We start from the raw sequence: 15,148 nt of genomic DNA, 5'->3' as shown, positions 1-15,148 counted from the left end.
CCTAATGCAGATCATGCCCCACGAATCTTCTCTAATAAATACGATTTCCCCAATATTTCGGAACAGGTCGCTATGGCACCCACCGTGACCCCCAAAATACCGTGCATATATATCCCATGCCCTGTAAGATATAGATTTTCTATCTTCGTCTTCGGCGCGACAAACGTCTTTAAGGGGTCCCTGGCATCCTTTATATGGCCATACAAATTACCCCGGTGCATGCCAATGTAATCTCGATAGGATAAGGGAGTCGATACATATGTCCGATTGACGGCCTCCACCAACTCCGGAAAATACCGCTTCATCTTCTCCAATAACTGTTCCGTTTTAGCTGCTTTAAAACTTTCATATGCCGCGCCCCTGCCTTCTGGATGGATTACCGTATTCATCGTATCTTCCCAAGCCTCCACCTCATCAAAATGCATATACGTTAGCACCGTAAAGGTATCTGCATAACCAGGATGTCGCGAGTCCTCCGTCATAGATAGCATAAACATATTTGCCCAATCATCTTTTTGGTAAGTTGCTGCGTGCCAAACGGAATTTGCATTTTGGTGCCAGTAAATGTTGTGGCCTTTATACTGTACCTTTGCTGGTTGCAAAATACCATGTAAACTAAACGAAGAGGTCGTTACCGATAATGCTTGGATGCGGTCATAAAAAGCCTTTCGAAAATGTTCCTTTCCAACTAATTGCAACGCTCTTTTAGGGTCTGTATTCATTACAAACAAATCGCCCCTCACTTGATTTCCATTGTTTGTTAGCGCACTGTAGATCTTTCCACCCTCGACTTCTAGTTTCGTTACTTCTTCACGTTTGTATGCCTCCCCGCCTAATTTCCGCAGTTCACGAATCAGTAATTTACTGATTTGACTACCCCCAAGTACGCATCTATAAGCACTTTGGATATAAGAATTGACGGCGAGTGCATGGACATAAAAGGGCGTTTTATCATCTTCGCCCGCGTATAGGAAATTATTCCCAACCAATACCGCACGCAAACGTTCATTGTCCGTTAACCCTGTAAAATAATCCTTGACACTTAGGCTTATAACTTCCGGTGCATAACCCTCTCCATCTTCCACACAATATAATGGGAACGCCTTACAGGTATACTGTAAATCAGCAATATATTTTATCAATGCTGAACGTTCGGTCGGGAAATACGCCGACAAATAATCTACAAAGGCATCATAGCCCTGTGCAATGGGATAACAAACTTTCTCGTCACCAAAACAAATCTGGTCGAAAACCGTAGGCATAGGTTCTAGCCGAAGATGAGACATAATCCCCACATAGGAAAAATAACGGTATAAATTCTGTCCATCCCCCAGACTCCCAATATAATGCACCCCTGTATCGAACACTTTCTTATTGCGGGAAAACGTCTGCAAATTCCCACCAAACTGATTGTTTTTTTCCAACACGCAAACACGTAGCCCTTCCTTTGCCAGTATAACTGCTGATACCAAGCCGCCCAGTCCGCTCCCCACGATAACGACATCGTATTGTTTATGTGTTCCTCCGGTCATTTGGTATAGCAAATTAGGGTAGCAGACAACTCCTCTTCCTTCCATCCTAAAGTCAGTAATCGCTGCGCTCTCTCAAAAATATAGATTTCTTCAAAGTCCTCCAAAAATGAACTCGGCAGGCACCTGAATTCAACGGACGGATGGATAATCAATATCGGACAAGAAACATCCAGCGCTGAAACAAAGCGTACTTGGCGCTGTTTTCTCCAGTAAATACTTTCCGCTACCGCACGCTTTTCATCATCTACAATGACCCCCAGCACTTTCCGGTTTCCACTTTGTAAGGACAACAGATAGTCAAATTCGCCATAAGTGTGCGAAAGGTGTGCCACGTGAACCTCCTCGCCGAGGTACGGATTCAGCTCGTGGTAATAGCGGAGACCTTGCGTTAGGTTTTTCTTGACATCCGCCACGATATCTTCATCTTTATAATAATAGGCCAGTTGTATTTTCGCTCGAAAATACAGCATATCTTCCTCTTGTCGCCGATACCTGCTATACGTTTTTCGAAAGTGCCGCATCACCCGCTTAGTACGCTCCAGATACCCCTCACCAAAAACGGGATCATCCAAACGAATGCGCTCTCCGATAACCTGCGTCGTGGCGCCTCCAAAAATAAGTACATCACCTTTGGGCAATACATCGCCATTGCCCAGCAGATAGATAGGTAGGACATCCAGCCGCAATTGTTCCGCAAGATAAAAGGCGCCTTTATGAAAACGTTTCACGACATTGTCGTAGGAACGGGTACCCTCAGGAAACACAATCAACGAATAACCCTGTGCAACTTTCTCTCGAAGTACATCTACCCCGTTGTCCAATCCTTGACTGACGGGATAAAACCCTAATGCCTTTACCGCTCGGCCAAAAAGAGGGGAATTCCAGACCCAATCGTTTACCAGAAAAATGCCTTTCGGAACAAGCATACCGAGCGATAACGTGTCGAGAAATGAACTATGGTTCGCAATAATGATGGCGGGTTTGTCGAATGTTTCGCCATGCAAATTTATCGTCTTATGCTTTGTCTGCGGATGAAGATATAGCACGGATTTCATAAACGCAGCCATTGTTTTCCTAAAAAGTAGGTCTTTCTTTTCCTTCGATAACGGTAAAACAGCCAGTAACACCCGTCCGAAAAAAGAAACCAGTAAACTCCCTATGCCATAATAAGCAAAAAACAACAAAGACAATAAAAGGATGGTTATCGTAAAGGGAGATTTTCCTCGCTTCGCGCGATTTGAAATAAAGAAATGAAACAAGATCGGGTAGAATACGAAGGTAATGATGACGGCGGCAAACACACCAATCAAAGATACGGATGCAATGGACAACAACGCGGGGTGTTTAGCAAACACCAGTGCGCCAATTGCCAGTACCGTAGTCAATACCGCCAACAATATCGATGTGCGATACGTTTGCAATGTATCCTTGCCTGTGCTATACTGTTTCTGCAAGGCGGCTGTCATAAATATGCTAAAATCCACCCCGTGTCCAAAAACCAAGGTACACACGATCGCACTAAATATATTTAGCTCCAACCCGAAAAGACCCATGAGCCCTGCGGTAACCAATCCTGTAAGACCGATTGGAATCGCGCTCAACAAAACCAACTCCAAGCGACGAAAAAACACCCAAAGTATAAACAAAACCGCGAAGAACGAATAGCTCACCAAACTGCCGAAATCATCGCGCAGTTGTCCTAAAAACGTTTCGTTCAGCTGTTGCCGGTCAATAATGAAGACGTCTTGGTTCGCATCCATAGTCTGGACGAAAGCTTCACGCTTAGCGTCATCCAGTTTCACCAAAATAGACACGGTAAAGAACCCATCTCGCTCGGCCACAAAATCCGATAATCGTAACGCACGTTGCGATTGGAGATCATGCCATGCTAATGGTTGCGGTCGTTCCGTTAATAACGCATAAAAATCGGTGTGCGTTTCCGCTTCAAATCCATATTTTTCTCCTTCCTTTTGTAGCCGGGAGATCAGCTCATCCGTGTGTTGACTATCCCAGAACTTATTCCATGCGCCAATTTTCTCTTGCTGTAAAGTTGTTGATAGGGGTATTATCGGTAAACCTTGGTAATCCACGATTTCATTTTTTGCTTTGGCTCCAAGCAGATACGCGGCTAAACGATCGCTTTTTTGTGCCACGTCTTCAAAGGTTTTTCCAGTAGACACCAAATAAACAGATTTCGAAGATGCATTCGTGAGCTTATCCAACTTATGCTCCACCTGCCGCAATGCTGTCGGCACAAAATTGAGATCAGCAAGATCATTGTTATAGCCCACTCGTCCGCTTGTGAAGCAGCTTAGCACCAAAATAATCAGACAAATAGCAATCAATATCTTGCTTCGTTCAAACGGAAATGCAGCTAATTTGTCCAGTACCGAATTATGACGAAGGTCTCGTTTCGGGCGATAAAGGTGTGGAACAATAAGCAATGTCAAAACAGCTGAGGAAAAAACGCTTATCGACGCGAAGATACCCAGATCAATCAGCGCCTCTGAATGCACAAACAATAGGCACAAAAATACCACCGCATTAGTGGCTCCGCTCATCAACAAGGGACGCGTCAGTTCACGATAAAGTTGGCGGACATTACCTGATCTTTTATGGTGCGTCAGGATATGCAGTGTGTAATCGACGGTTATACCGATCAAAACCGCGGCAACGCTGAGCGAGATCGCCGAAATCACCGGTTTGTAAAGATAAAGGCAAGCCATCCCGAACAAAGCGGCGAAAATAGTAGGTACAAAAACCAATAGGGGAATGTATATGCTGCGATAGAAAAAGATAAGCAACACCATGAGTACTGACATCGAAATCAGCACCGTCGTTAAAATGTCTGTCTTTATCTGCTGGGCATTCGCTACCGCAATAAAAGCCGCTCCATAATAAGAAATGGTGACTTTCTGCTCAGCACGCTGCTGTAACTGCGCTCGCAAACGGTAAAGATGTTCTACGAGCAGCGTATTGTGTTCCGTATCCGCGCTTGGAAACGTCGGGTCCAAAAAAAGCAAAAGTTGGCTTGTGTCCGTAGTCGTTATAAATCCATCGTAAAGCCTAAAATTCTCGCCTACCGCATGCTGTCGCATCTTCTGCAAACCTAAAAGCGCCAACCCCAAAGGGTCTTTTTGGATAAAGGTTCGCATAACAAGGCCGGTCGGCGAAATCAACGTGCGATAATTTTGGGATACCCGCTCCGAAATAGAATCCAGTTCTAGCCGTTTCGTTATCGTCCGATAATCTCCTGCATCTAAAAAAAGTGGGAGATTTTGATAGACAAAATCATACACACCTTCCATCTCGTCTTGTTCGATCTTGCCCGTAACTTCACGAATATAAAGGCTATCTGCTTCAATAGAGTCTAGAAACGCATCCGCAGCCGCCGTTAGAGCACTCACTTCGGTTTCTCCGTCCCTTTCGATCAAAACCGCGATTTTGTCTGCGAAACGAATTTGGCTTAGTGCTTTTGAAAACTCATCTGTCTGCTCGTTTTTGGGAATAACCTTGGTAATATCTTCTTCAAAACGAAGCTTGGAAGCTATGAGCCCACAGCTCGCCAGAAACAGTAACGCCATAAAAGCAGCGAGCAGCTTGTTTCGCTGTGTCCGAACATAGATATGATAGAAAATCTTCTCCATTAATGAACGGAAACCGGTTTTTGCCTATATAGTTTGATAAAAAAATAACTGAAAGAACCAATCAACACTGCCATTACACCAGCAAGTATAAAACTGCCTATAATATATTGCCAAATGTGTGATTTAACGGTTTCCAATGATACCCTGTCAAGTTGAACAGTAGTAGAAGACGGGTACACAAGGCTACCCACTACTAATGAAGCGTATATCACCAATGGAATCAGCGGAGCGAAGCTAATATTGGAGAAAACGAAAGCGAGTACTTTGTTCAAGCGCAGGAAAACGGCTAACGTAATCGTAATCGCCGTCTGAAACCCCCAAAACGGCGCAATCCCCATAAAAACGCCTAAACCGATAGATAAGGCCTTCTTTACAGGGGAATCGGTACTGCCCAATATATTTTCCTTAACGAAGTCAGACCATCTTTTTTTTTTGAAGCTCCAAAAAAAATTGCGCGGCAGGATATAGAAAAACGTTAAAAAAACCAACACCGTGTTTAAGATGCTGATACGTGTAAAATCTTTAAATGGACGAAAATGGGATACACGCTCTTGGGGGTCGTACAGCACACGAATAGGAATATTCTGTACGTCAACGCCACGCCAAGCAGCACGGACTATGATTTCAATCTCAAACTCAAACTTACGGGTATAATATTTTTGGGATATCGCCGCTAGCGGATACGCCCGGAACCCCGATTGCGTATCAGTCAGCTTAATTCCTGTTTCAAACCAATACCAAAAATTCGAGAATTTGTTGCCAAAACTGCTCTTTCGCGGTACCGCATCCTGATTCATGTTACGGCTTCCGATTAGCAAGACCGGATGGCTTGCTTTTGTAATAGCGTTCACAAACACCGGAATATCAGACGGATAGTGCTGACCGTCGGAATCAATGGTGATCGCATACTGATAACGTCGAAATCTCGCCCGCTTTATTCCCCTTCGCAGGGCCATCCCTTTTCCTTGATTACGCGCGGATGTGATGACGTCTATTTGTGAATATTGCTTTAAGATCGTTGCTGTCGTGTCGGTAGATCCGTCGTTGACCACAATGACATCAGTGGTGTATAGGAGCACACCATCCAATACCCGTTTTAAGGTTTTTTCATTATTATACGTCGGTATAATAACAACAATGCCCAAACGTTTTATTTCTCCTGCTATCGTCTCGCGTTCAACCATTTTCAAGTTTAACGTGATGAATCACGTTTATACATCACGGGCAAAAATAATGATTTTTATCTTCTTTTTCACCGGGAAAGAGAAGCCCTATACGTAACCGCTAATTTCAATGCAATGGTATCCGCAAAGGTCATTATACTCTTTACTCTCACCTGTTCCTGCTCATCATACGAGATTTCAAATTCGAAATGCAGAACTGGATTTTCATTAGGGTTGATTAGAGCGGTAAACTTAACACTTGACGCGTATACTAAAAATAGTGTTTTTTGTACGATCTCTTCCATCAACTCTTTCAAAATCTGCATCATACATACTCCCGGAGCAACCGGATTATCCGGAAAATGGCCATCGAATATCGGATGAGCAGGATTCAAAGATATCTCCGCAATGTATCTATTATCTGATAAAGACGTGATATGCTGTACATGATAAAAATCCGGCAACAAAGTCATATCATTCTTTTTAAAAGGTAGATTGGTCTACATCTAAAGTAAGAGCTATTGTTAAAGGAAACTTTTTATGTTCTGCCACTATGCTCGTCGGCATATCCTCCTCACTCCACTCACTGTACAGAATAGTTAAGTGCTCTTTAGCTCCTTTAATCTGTTGAATGCGTTCCACCCTACGTTCCTTTATCACATAATAGCAATTGTCGACCACATATACGGGGTAATAATGCTGTTGATTTGCAAACATCACGGCCGATGTCGCGTAGCGCTGTTCGGTCATCGTGCGAAAAATATTAACAACCTCTTTTACAATCATGCGTCTATTTAAGTCGTGCATCGCATAATGTAATTCATATCCATCTGGCAAGACACTGACATCAAACAACGTTTGCCCAAAGTCACTCACCAATGCAACACGGTGTTCATTCCGACCTAGTGTTTTCACTAATAAGCTCCCATTAATATGCTTCTTAAAAGCATCTAGTTTCGCGCGATACACTAAGGTCTGGGCGGTATCGATATAATAATTATTTAATTCCTTTGGCGCTGACCCACGTATCCCAGAGGCATTCGGGTATTGATAGGTGCCACAGGAAACAAAAAAGAACAGCAGGAAAAAATTACAGGTTAAAAATCGACTCATCAATCGTTGCATTTACTTTTCTATTCTTTATAACAAAACGTGTATAGTCGTCCGAGGGCTCCACTAGTTTGACTTCCTCTACGTGCTTATCTGTTGGTGAAAATAACAGCACAATTTCCTTAATATATTTTTTCGCGCCAGCTAATTTCGGCGTCAGACGCAACATATCGGCCTTGCCTTGTTTTAAATAGGCAACCGCAAATTCCTTTTCATCGTATTTTCCTCCACGCATGCTGGACGAAACCAAGGCACTTATTTTTTGAAACTGCTTACTGTTGCCCATATCAATAGTTTGTTTCTTACCTTGGTCATCGATATAGATCTTATTGTCTTTGAAAACCATTTTATACTGAAAGGGCGCGGTATATGCCCAACTGAGTTTATCAGGGTGTGCTAGATATAGTTTCCCCGACGATTCCACCGGATTCTTCATAAAACTTAGGTGCTTGTACTGCACAAAATCTGCCGATATGGTTTTAATTTCCACAAGCTGCTGCAAAGACTTTTGGAAACTAGCCCGCTCGTTCGCAGTCATTTCCCTAGGCTGTGCCCATCCGCAGAAAGGCAACCATAACACTAAAAAATAAAGCAGTTTATTTTTCATATCCATGCAAATTTAACAAATCATCCACAGAAACTGATATATATCCTTGTTTCTGTAAATAAGGCAATAATCGCTTTAGAACATTGACGGTACGCTGTGAAGTATCGTGGAAAAGTATGATATCCCCCGATTTGAGCTTCTTACATACCCGTTCATATATTTTGTCCTCTTGCAACGTCACCGTATCCAATGAGCGGTTACTCCACCCGATGATCTGCTGTTTGGTATATTGGACTCCTTTGGCTACCGATGGATTAGTCACACCGAAAGGAGGCCGAAATAGTTTAGGTGTTTTGCCTACTGTTTGGTAAATAATCGAACTGCACTGTTCCAGCTCCGCAACAACATCCTTTTCTTTTAAAAAACCAAAACTTTTAGGATGAGCGTAGGTATGGTTGCCGATGGTATGTCCTTCGTCCACGATCTGCTTTGCGATATGCGGGTATGCCAACACCTGCTTTCCAATACAGAAAAAAGTAGCTTTAGACTGATAAGCTTTCAATAATCGTAAAACTTCCGTTGTATGAAGCGAAGGTCCATCGTCAAAAGTAAGAGCAACCCGCCCTTCGGCATTATATTTCTTTCGGAAAAAAGTAGGGGTAAAATATCCCAGGCGGATATCAAATGCACCCCAGGTTGTCAACCCAATGGCCAACAGCAAGACAACAAGAAACCATATAAAAGAGCCACCAAAGATTCCGACAAGCGAGGCGATGCATCCTGCCACCAGAAACAACGGATATAGTATAGCGTGTTTTAACATGCTCGAACAAAAACAAGAGCGTGATCTTTACCTTGATACTGGTTATATAACAGGATATTTCTCCAAGTTGTTTTCGGATAGTTTTTCTCGTTCCAATACAAAACGGGCGGAACGGTCTGATATTTCATTACAAAGGCCGCCGCCGCTAAACCGAAAGCAGAACAACTATCAAACTGACCACTCAGATGCTTATAATACAAGGAGGTTGCAGCTGGAAGTTCCAGCTGTATAGCTGAATAGAACAGATCATCCTGCTCATCGCCATTATAGCCGAGGATGACCGCATCCATATCATCAGGTCGTAAATCGTTTGTCGCAATAAAACTTTGTAAAAAGGAACTCACTTCTGAGGGTTCTAAGTCATTTTGTAGAACAACATCCACTACTTCGCCGTACGAGGAAGCTATTTTATGTCCACCCATCGAAAAAAAATGTGCCCCTTCTGCATAATTGACACCGGGAGAGACACTTGTTTTCACCGTTTCATGGATACTTCCTGCTTTTATATACCCTCCAGCTTGCAAATACGAATAGGTCTGTTCAGCGACCTCATCTACTCCTCCTAGCAGCACATTGTCCCCTTCGCCCATTTGCAACAGCATCAGGGTATCCAGCAAAGCCGATTCAAAAGAGATCGCTCCATTTACGTAGGTTACGTTATATCCTTTACATTGTAATTGCAACGCGATCTGCGCGGCAACGGTATTGTGCGTAGACTGGATAAAAGAGGTGGGCGTGAGAAATTGTTCCTCATTTTCCCACAAACTACGGAGAAATTTATCGGAATCTTCGGAGCATCCTAGCCCTGTTCCGGTAACAATGGCATCGGGTATCGTCACGGACGCTTCTTCTAACGCTTGCTTCGCAGCGTAAATGCCCATCTTCATTCCTCTCGACATCCGGCGGATCACCCCGGGTGAAATAAGTCCTTTATACGAGGGTTGGTCAGCGGGTGTGATCGCGTCCGCTATTACCTGTGCATCTGAAAAAATTTCCGGCCGCCACACGCCTTGTGCAGTTACTGCACCAATCCCGTTTATGAATACACTTCTCTTCACGCTTTTGAAAAAATAAGGGATGAACAATTACCACCGAATCCGAAAGAGTTAGAAAGCACGTGCGATAATGATTGGTGTTGTGTCTCCGTTTCCGGAATCAAATCGAGTTCTTCCATCGGTGTATCGAAATGAAGGTTAGCTGGTATAATACCCTGTTGCAACGCTAATATACTATATACGGCTTCAATAGCGCCAGCCGCAGCTAATGTATGCCCCGTAAAAGGCTTCGTTGAGCTAAATGGCGGGACAGTGTTTTTAAAGATACGCTGCATGGCTCGTCCTTCTGACAGATCATTGTTTGGTGTTGCTGTTCCATGTGCATTGACATAATCAATGGCGTGCGGTGTTAACTGCGCCACCGCCAATGCTTTCTCCATCGCCAAAAAAGCCCCTTCTCCATTTTCCGAAGATGCGGTTTGATGAAAGGCATCATTAGCATTGCCATACCCTGTCAAGTAGGCCAATACACCTTTGCCCTCCCGTTGTACAATTTCTTCAGATTCTAATACAAGGTATGCAGCCCCCTCTCCTAGATTAAGCCCTTTACGGTGCATGTCGAAAGGTTGACAGGGGGCATCCGCTAAAATCATTAGGGCATGGAATCCGTTGACGGTAAACTTGCTCAGACCATCCGTTCCGCCAACGATCACGCGGTCCAAACGTCCGGAACGAATCAAACGAGCCCCCATCATAATGGCATTTGCCGCGGAAGAACAGGCCGTGCTGACAGTGGTAACCAGACCTTTTATTCCTATATACTGGGCGATTTTATGCGTAGAATCACCCGCCGGATGCGAAGGGATATAACGATGCCATTCGGACGACGTAAGATAGGTCATGCCATATCGTTCCGTATAATCCATACCGCCGACACTGGTCGATGATATCAATCCCGTCCGCAAATCGCAAACATCTTGCACGTTTGCTGATTCCAGCGCCTGGCGAACAGCACAAGCTCCCAAAAGGGCGGTTCTTGTAAAAGCGTGAGGTGAAGTTAACCCCAAACTGTCCGATAGCGCTTCGTTGCTATGTTTTATCTCGCCTACCCAAATATATTCTTGTAAACGTGTGGGAAAGTTTGCTATCCGGGAAAGACCATGTTTACCCGCTAATATTGTCTGCAGGTTTTCTTCTACAGTATTACCAATTGAAGAAATAATACCTATCCCCGTAACCGCAACTCCCCTGCCTGTCATTACTTCGTTCTATTCTCCGATATATAAGCAGCCATCGTTTCGACAGATTGAAAAATGTCTCTTCCTTTTTTCGGATCAGACAGCTTAATTCCATACGTTTTATCCATTAAGACAATCAGCTCCAATGCATCGATAGAGTCTAACCCTAGCCCTTCGCCAAACAACACTTCTTCATCTTGGATATCAGCGGGCGTAATATCTTCCAGATTGAGGACTTCAATAATTTGTCTTTTTAACTCTTCTTTTAATGCCGTCATTATATATTAAAAATAAAGACAAACCTAAACAAAAAGCACTATTTTCACTAAAAAATATAAAAAAGTGCCCGATAATCTTCCTGAAAGTATTCTACCCATCCACATAAAACCCGTTTTGCTTTATTGGATTGTAACAGGTAATCGGCATAAGCAAAAATAGTTTCCTCGGGGAATTCTTCTGCAATAAAAAACGCATTCTCCGTTTGCAAACCGTGCCGGATACTGATTTCGCCGGCACAGATATTGGCGAGGGTATAAACAAAAGTCGCCGGCCGAGGGTAATAGTTTTCCGTATCCTGGATGCTTTCCTGATGTTTTATATCTGTATCCAGACTACCGGACTTGTTTGCCAACACCAGTGCTAGTTCATCCTTATCTTCGCCCCGTAAGATGTATTCTGCCGCCAGAAAAGCCAACTTACTCAAGGCATCCATCTTATAGAATTTCGGATAGTCGATGTCCAGATGATGGAAAGCATCTTTTGCAAAATCTGAAAATGGCATATCCGTTGCGCTCGACCAAACGAGCATATCGTCGACCACAATCCGATGTTGTTCAATGGTACAGGATTTTTGTATAGTGATTTTTTCTAGCATAATATTTACAGGACTCCCTAAGGCTTCACAAATCTAATCAAACACTACCGTACTCTCAAATGCCTATGGCACTCCAATCTCTACGCCATGAAGCTTCGTCGCACACACTTTGGCAAAAACTGTTGAACGGCTAACCACACCTTTCCACCAGCATCGCCGCATTACTTCCACCGAAACCAGAGGCTGTTTTCAGTAAACGGGTTAGTGGCCTATAACCTGCTTCGCGAATGATGTTCACCGGTTGCGAAACACCTAACTCCTCAAATCCTAATGTCGGAAGCAGTACCTCTTCTTGCATGGCTTTCAACGCGATGACCGTTTCCAATAAGCCAGACGCGCCCAATGTATGCCCATAATAACCTTTCAGACTGTGAATGGGAACATCCTGCAGCCCTAACCGATGAAACGCAACAGCCTCCATTTCATCGTTGTACAGCGTTGCCGTTCCATGGGCCGATATGAAATCGATATCTTTTATATCGATACTCGCCTCTCGTCCGGCACGCAACACACTTTGTACAAGCCCTTCTCCTGTGCGAGATGGCCCCGAAATATGATTTGCATCATTGATAGCTGCTTCTCCTAAAATCTTGAACTCCCCCTTTTCTTTGGAAACATATACACAAGCAGCCGCTTCACCCAAGGATACCCCCGCTCGATCTTTGTCAAACGGTTTGCAGGGAAATGGACTCATGGCTTGGAATGCCTGAAAACCCGACACTACAAATTCAGAGACAACATCTCCCGCCAAAACCACGGCGTCGTCGTACTGACCAATCTGAATCAGGCGCTTGGCAACCGATAGCGCCAGTAAGCCTGATACACAAGCATGCGATACGACAATAGGTTGTGTCTGGAATCCCAGCGCCTCTGCCATTTTATTGGCTAACACGTTAAGCTGCGCGTCTGCCATTCTTCCATCTTGTAAAAGCGAAACATTACCCTTTGTTGTGGACAGCACCAAAGCTGTACGTGGCGTAAGTACATATTTTGACGCAATCGGTTTTGCCGCTGTGAATAACATCCGCTCCAATAAGGTACTGTCTTGCACAGGTGTTAACAGCCCAGCAGCCTCCTCCGATATAAATTTCGCCACATAGCTATTTTTTATCCGACCGACATCGTGCCGTATAATCCCCCCATTTCCCATCAACAGTTGCGTCCAGTTCGATAGCAAATCCATGCCCAACGGGGTGACGCAATTCATGCCGTGTATATATATGGGATCAAACGTCATTACAGCAAGCCTACCTGTTTTTTCCAGTCTAACACAAAATCGGGGACACTTAACACGAGGTTTTGTCCTGCATCCAAAAACACCTGTACCGTTTCCCCGTGACAGACTAATTGATCTTTACTATTATACACCTTAAATCGGAAAATCATCTTTGCGGCGGGTGTATCGACGTATGCCGTCACAATACGTGCCGTATCCCCATAACGTAACGGTAATTTATGCTCGCAGGTGGATTTTACAATGGGGGTCGTAAATCCTGCTTTTTGTACAGTCATATAATCAATACCGTAGGTTTTCCCAAACGCTTCTCTACCCTGTTCGAAATATAATATATAATGGCCGTGCCACACAATACCTAAGGAATCCACCTCACTAAAGCGCACCGGAACGGTCACTGATTCCGTCAGCCCCGATTCTTCATAAAGTTGTTCTCTTCTTTTTATCATAGCATCGCACGAATACGTGCTTCTGTGTAAAGCAAACCTACTTAAATTCATTTTCATATGCAATATGATCGGCATCGACAGCAATAGAAGGTTTTTCTTAAGCAACTTTTTTGCCGCTCGAGCCGCGGCGGGGCTTGTACTTTTTTTCTCTCAAAAAAAGTACACAAAAAAAGTCGCCGCTGAAAAATTTGATGCGTCCCACTACCCCGCACTTTTCCCGCATCGAGAATAGGTTTTGATAGGATAGGATAGTACAGAAATGATATTCCTGCAGTTATCAAAATTTTGTTAGGCGGCATTTGAGTGTTAAGGGAGGGATAATACAATTGCATGAACCCTCCTTAACTTTAATTGTCGCATCCAAATGTTTTACGACTGCACCATCTCATCCTTAGCACTATCCCTATTGTAAAACATTTGAAGCGACGATATTTTTTGCTTCTTTTTTGAGGAAAAAAAGAAGATGAAAAATTGATAAAAGAAAAACCTTCTTTTAAAATGTCGATACAGCAAAAATGACATCGATCAATTTTTATCCCATAATTTTCGTTATTTTTACCACAAAAACACCATGGCATTAGTAAATATCCCGCGACTGGATTTGCTTCAATATACGCAAGGTCGTGCGGAAGAACGAACACAATTTGTACAAGATATAGGAAAGGCACTTAACGAAACGGGCTTCGTGACTATCGCAAACCATGGGTTGAGCCAAGAACTCATTGACGACCTCTACGCTGTCGTGAAAGCTTTTTTTGGTCTTCCGGAAGCGGTCAAAAGGAAGTACGAATTTCCGGAATTAGCCGGACAACGCGGGTATACCGCTAAAGGAAAAGAGAAAGCCAAAGACGCGAATACACCGGACTTAAAAGAATTTTGGCAGCGTGGACAGACCGTCGTAGGTGAAAACTATACCAAAACGGACTTTCCAGATAACATTATCGTTGACGAATTGCCTCGGTTTAACGAAGTAACGAGCGAAGTCTATAAACGATTAGAAAATGCCGGACGTGAACTGCTTAAAGCCGTTGCTTCCTATTTAGATCTGGAAGAAGACTATTTTGAGAAGTTTGTTGTCAACGGCAATTCCATCCTACGAGCTATCCATTATTTCCCTATTGAAAATCCAGCAGCGATACCGGCGGACGCCGTTCGTGCGGGAGCCCACGAGGACATCAATCTGATCACACTGCTTATTGGTGCCAGCGCGGACGGCCTAGAAGTGTGGACCAAAGACGGCAAATGGTTACCGATCAAAGCCAAAGGAGAAGATATCGTCGTCAACGTCGGTGATATGTTACAGCGGCTAACGAACAATAAACTCAAGTCTACCACCCATCGCGTGGTAAACCCACCACGTGAACTCATGAAGACATCGCGCTATTCCGTACCTTTCTTCCTGCATCCCAAGGCTTCCATGAGCTTAGCCTGTTTAGACGCTTGCATTTCCGAAGATTATCCTAAGGCATATCAAGATTATACGGCAGGACAATATCTGGACGAGCGTTTGCGTGAGATTGGGTTGAAAATGTAATA

The 15,148-nt window shown here is 43.8% G+C and carries 14 protein-coding genes; 1 reads left to right on the top strand and 13 read right to left on the bottom strand.

The annotated features are described in order from the left end of the window. Positions 1–11: 11 nt before the first annotated feature. The 13 genes from C5745_RS02935 to C5745_RS02875 form a co-directional block, all read right to left on the bottom strand. The gene (locus C5745_RS02935; protein WP_165793000.1) at positions 12–1,577 is read right to left on the bottom strand and encodes a phytoene desaturase family protein; all 1,566 of its coding nucleotides are present in this window, start codon (positions 1,575–1,577) and stop codon (positions 12–14) included. Then, complete coding sequence (locus C5745_RS02930; RefSeq protein WP_105715472.1) at positions 1,529–5,179, bottom strand: 1-acyl-sn-glycerol-3-phosphate acyltransferase; 3,651 nt, start codon at positions 5,177–5,179, stop codon at positions 1,529–1,531. Before C5745_RS02930 ends, C5745_RS02935 begins: the two co-directional genes overlap by 49 nt. Further along, complete coding sequence (locus C5745_RS02925) at positions 5,179–6,363, bottom strand: DUF2062 domain-containing protein (RefSeq protein WP_105715623.1); 1,185 nt, start codon at positions 6,361–6,363, stop codon at positions 5,179–5,181. The genes C5745_RS02930 and C5745_RS02925 overlap by 1 nt, the downstream gene beginning before the upstream one ends. A gap of 68 nt (positions 6,364–6,431) precedes the next feature. Beyond that, positions 6,432–6,815, bottom strand: coding sequence for a hotdog family protein (locus C5745_RS02920; protein WP_105715471.1), 384 nt, complete (start codon positions 6,813–6,815; stop codon positions 6,432–6,434). A gap of 10 nt (positions 6,816–6,825) precedes the next feature. Beyond that, the gene (locus tag C5745_RS02915; protein WP_105715470.1) at positions 6,826–7,455 is read right to left on the bottom strand and encodes a hypothetical protein; all 630 of its coding nucleotides are present in this window, start codon (positions 7,453–7,455) and stop codon (positions 6,826–6,828) included. Next, positions 7,433–8,059, bottom strand: a complete 627-nt coding sequence (locus C5745_RS02910) for an outer membrane lipoprotein carrier protein LolA (RefSeq protein WP_165792999.1) — start codon at positions 8,057–8,059, stop codon at positions 7,433–7,435. The genes C5745_RS02915 and C5745_RS02910 overlap by 23 nt, the downstream gene beginning before the upstream one ends. Then, positions 8,049–8,822, bottom strand: a complete 774-nt coding sequence (locus C5745_RS02905) for a polysaccharide deacetylase family protein (RefSeq protein ID WP_105715468.1) — start codon at positions 8,820–8,822, stop codon at positions 8,049–8,051. The genes C5745_RS02910 and C5745_RS02905 overlap by 11 nt, the downstream gene beginning before the upstream one ends. Then, positions 8,816–9,880, bottom strand: coding sequence for a beta-ketoacyl synthase N-terminal-like domain-containing protein (locus tag C5745_RS02900; RefSeq protein ID WP_165792998.1), 1,065 nt, complete (start codon positions 9,878–9,880; stop codon positions 8,816–8,818). Before C5745_RS02900 ends, C5745_RS02905 begins: the two co-directional genes overlap by 7 nt. Further along, entirely contained in the window at positions 9,877–11,076 is a 1,200-nt protein-coding gene (locus C5745_RS02895) for a beta-ketoacyl-[acyl-carrier-protein] synthase family protein (RefSeq protein ID WP_105715466.1), read from the bottom strand. Before C5745_RS02895 ends, C5745_RS02900 begins: the two co-directional genes overlap by 4 nt. Beyond that, positions 11,076–11,333 carry a phosphopantetheine-binding protein gene (locus C5745_RS02890; protein ID WP_105715465.1) on the bottom strand — a complete coding sequence of 86 codons (258 nt, stop codon included), beginning with the start codon at positions 11,331–11,333 and terminating at the stop codon, positions 11,076–11,078. The genes C5745_RS02895 and C5745_RS02890 overlap by 1 nt, the downstream gene beginning before the upstream one ends. 47 nt (positions 11,334–11,380) lie before the next feature. After that, a complete protein-coding gene (locus tag C5745_RS02885; protein WP_105715464.1) occupies positions 11,381–11,929 on the bottom strand; it encodes a 3-oxoacyl-ACP synthase in 549 nt (182 codons plus the stop codon). A 130-nt stretch (positions 11,930–12,059) separates the two neighbouring features. Beyond that, on the bottom strand, positions 12,060–13,136 hold the full coding sequence (locus tag C5745_RS02880; RefSeq protein ID WP_207795697.1) for a beta-ketoacyl synthase N-terminal-like domain-containing protein: 1,077 nt from the start codon (positions 13,134–13,136) through the stop codon (positions 12,060–12,062). Between the two features lie 29 nt (positions 13,137–13,165). Next, complete coding sequence (locus tag C5745_RS02875) at positions 13,166–13,612, bottom strand: acyl-CoA thioesterase (protein ID WP_105715462.1); 447 nt, start codon at positions 13,610–13,612, stop codon at positions 13,166–13,168. A gap of 571 nt (positions 13,613–14,183) precedes the next feature. Here C5745_RS02875 and C5745_RS02870 point away from each other — a divergent pair. Next, positions 14,184–15,146 carry an isopenicillin N synthase family dioxygenase gene (locus C5745_RS02870; RefSeq protein ID WP_105715461.1) on the top strand — a complete coding sequence of 321 codons (963 nt, stop codon included), beginning with the start codon at positions 14,184–14,186 and terminating at the stop codon, positions 15,144–15,146. The last annotated feature ends 2 nt before the right edge of the window (positions 15,147–15,148 follow it).

It is taken from the genome of Sphingobacterium haloxyli, from assembly GCF_002980525.1.
Taxonomy (GTDB): Bacteria; Bacteroidota; Bacteroidia; order Sphingobacteriales; family Sphingobacteriaceae; genus Sphingobacterium; species Sphingobacterium haloxyli.
This window is presented reverse-complemented; position numbering and strand designations above follow the sequence as displayed.

Excerpts from the sequence above, each read along its gene's own strand:
- C5745_RS02885 (WP_105715464.1), bottom strand. The coding sequence starts at position 11,929 with ATGCTAGAAAAAATCACTATACAAAAATCCTGTACCATTGAACAACAT.
- C5745_RS02880 (WP_207795697.1), bottom strand. The coding sequence starts at position 13,136 with ATGAATTGCGTCACCCCGTTGGGCATGGATTTGCTATCGAACTGGACG.
- C5745_RS02925 (WP_105715623.1), bottom strand. The coding sequence starts at position 6,363 with ATGGTTGAACGCGAGACGATAGCAGGAGAAATAAAACGTTTGGGCATT.
- C5745_RS02875 (WP_105715462.1), bottom strand. The coding sequence starts at position 13,612 with ATGATAAAAAGAAGAGAACAACTTTATGAAGAATCGGGGCTGACGGAA.
- C5745_RS02890 (WP_105715465.1), bottom strand. The coding sequence starts at position 11,333 with ATGACGGCATTAAAAGAAGAGTTAAAAAGACAAATTATTGAAGTCCTC.
- C5745_RS02895 (WP_105715466.1), bottom strand. The coding sequence starts at position 11,076 with ATGACAGGCAGGGGAGTTGCGGTTACGGGGATAGGTATTATTTCTTCA.
- C5745_RS02905 (WP_105715468.1), bottom strand. The coding sequence starts at position 8,822 with ATGTTAAAACACGCTATACTATATCCGTTGTTTCTGGTGGCAGGATGC.
- C5745_RS02870 (WP_105715461.1), top strand. The coding sequence starts at position 14,184 with ATGGCATTAGTAAATATCCCGCGACTGGATTTGCTTCAATATACGCAA.
- C5745_RS02935 (WP_165793000.1), bottom strand. The coding sequence starts at position 1,577 with ATGGAAGGAAGAGGAGTTGTCTGCTACCCTAATTTGCTATACCAAATG.
- C5745_RS02910 (WP_165792999.1), bottom strand. The coding sequence starts at position 8,059 with ATGAAAAATAAACTGCTTTATTTTTTAGTGTTATGGTTGCCTTTCTGC.
- C5745_RS02920 (WP_105715471.1), bottom strand. The coding sequence starts at position 6,815 with ATGACTTTGTTGCCGGATTTTTATCATGTACAGCATATCACGTCTTTA.
- C5745_RS02930 (WP_105715472.1), bottom strand. The coding sequence starts at position 5,179 with ATGGAGAAGATTTTCTATCATATCTATGTTCGGACACAGCGAAACAAG.
- C5745_RS02915 (WP_105715470.1), bottom strand. The coding sequence starts at position 7,455 with ATGAGTCGATTTTTAACCTGTAATTTTTTCCTGCTGTTCTTTTTTGTT.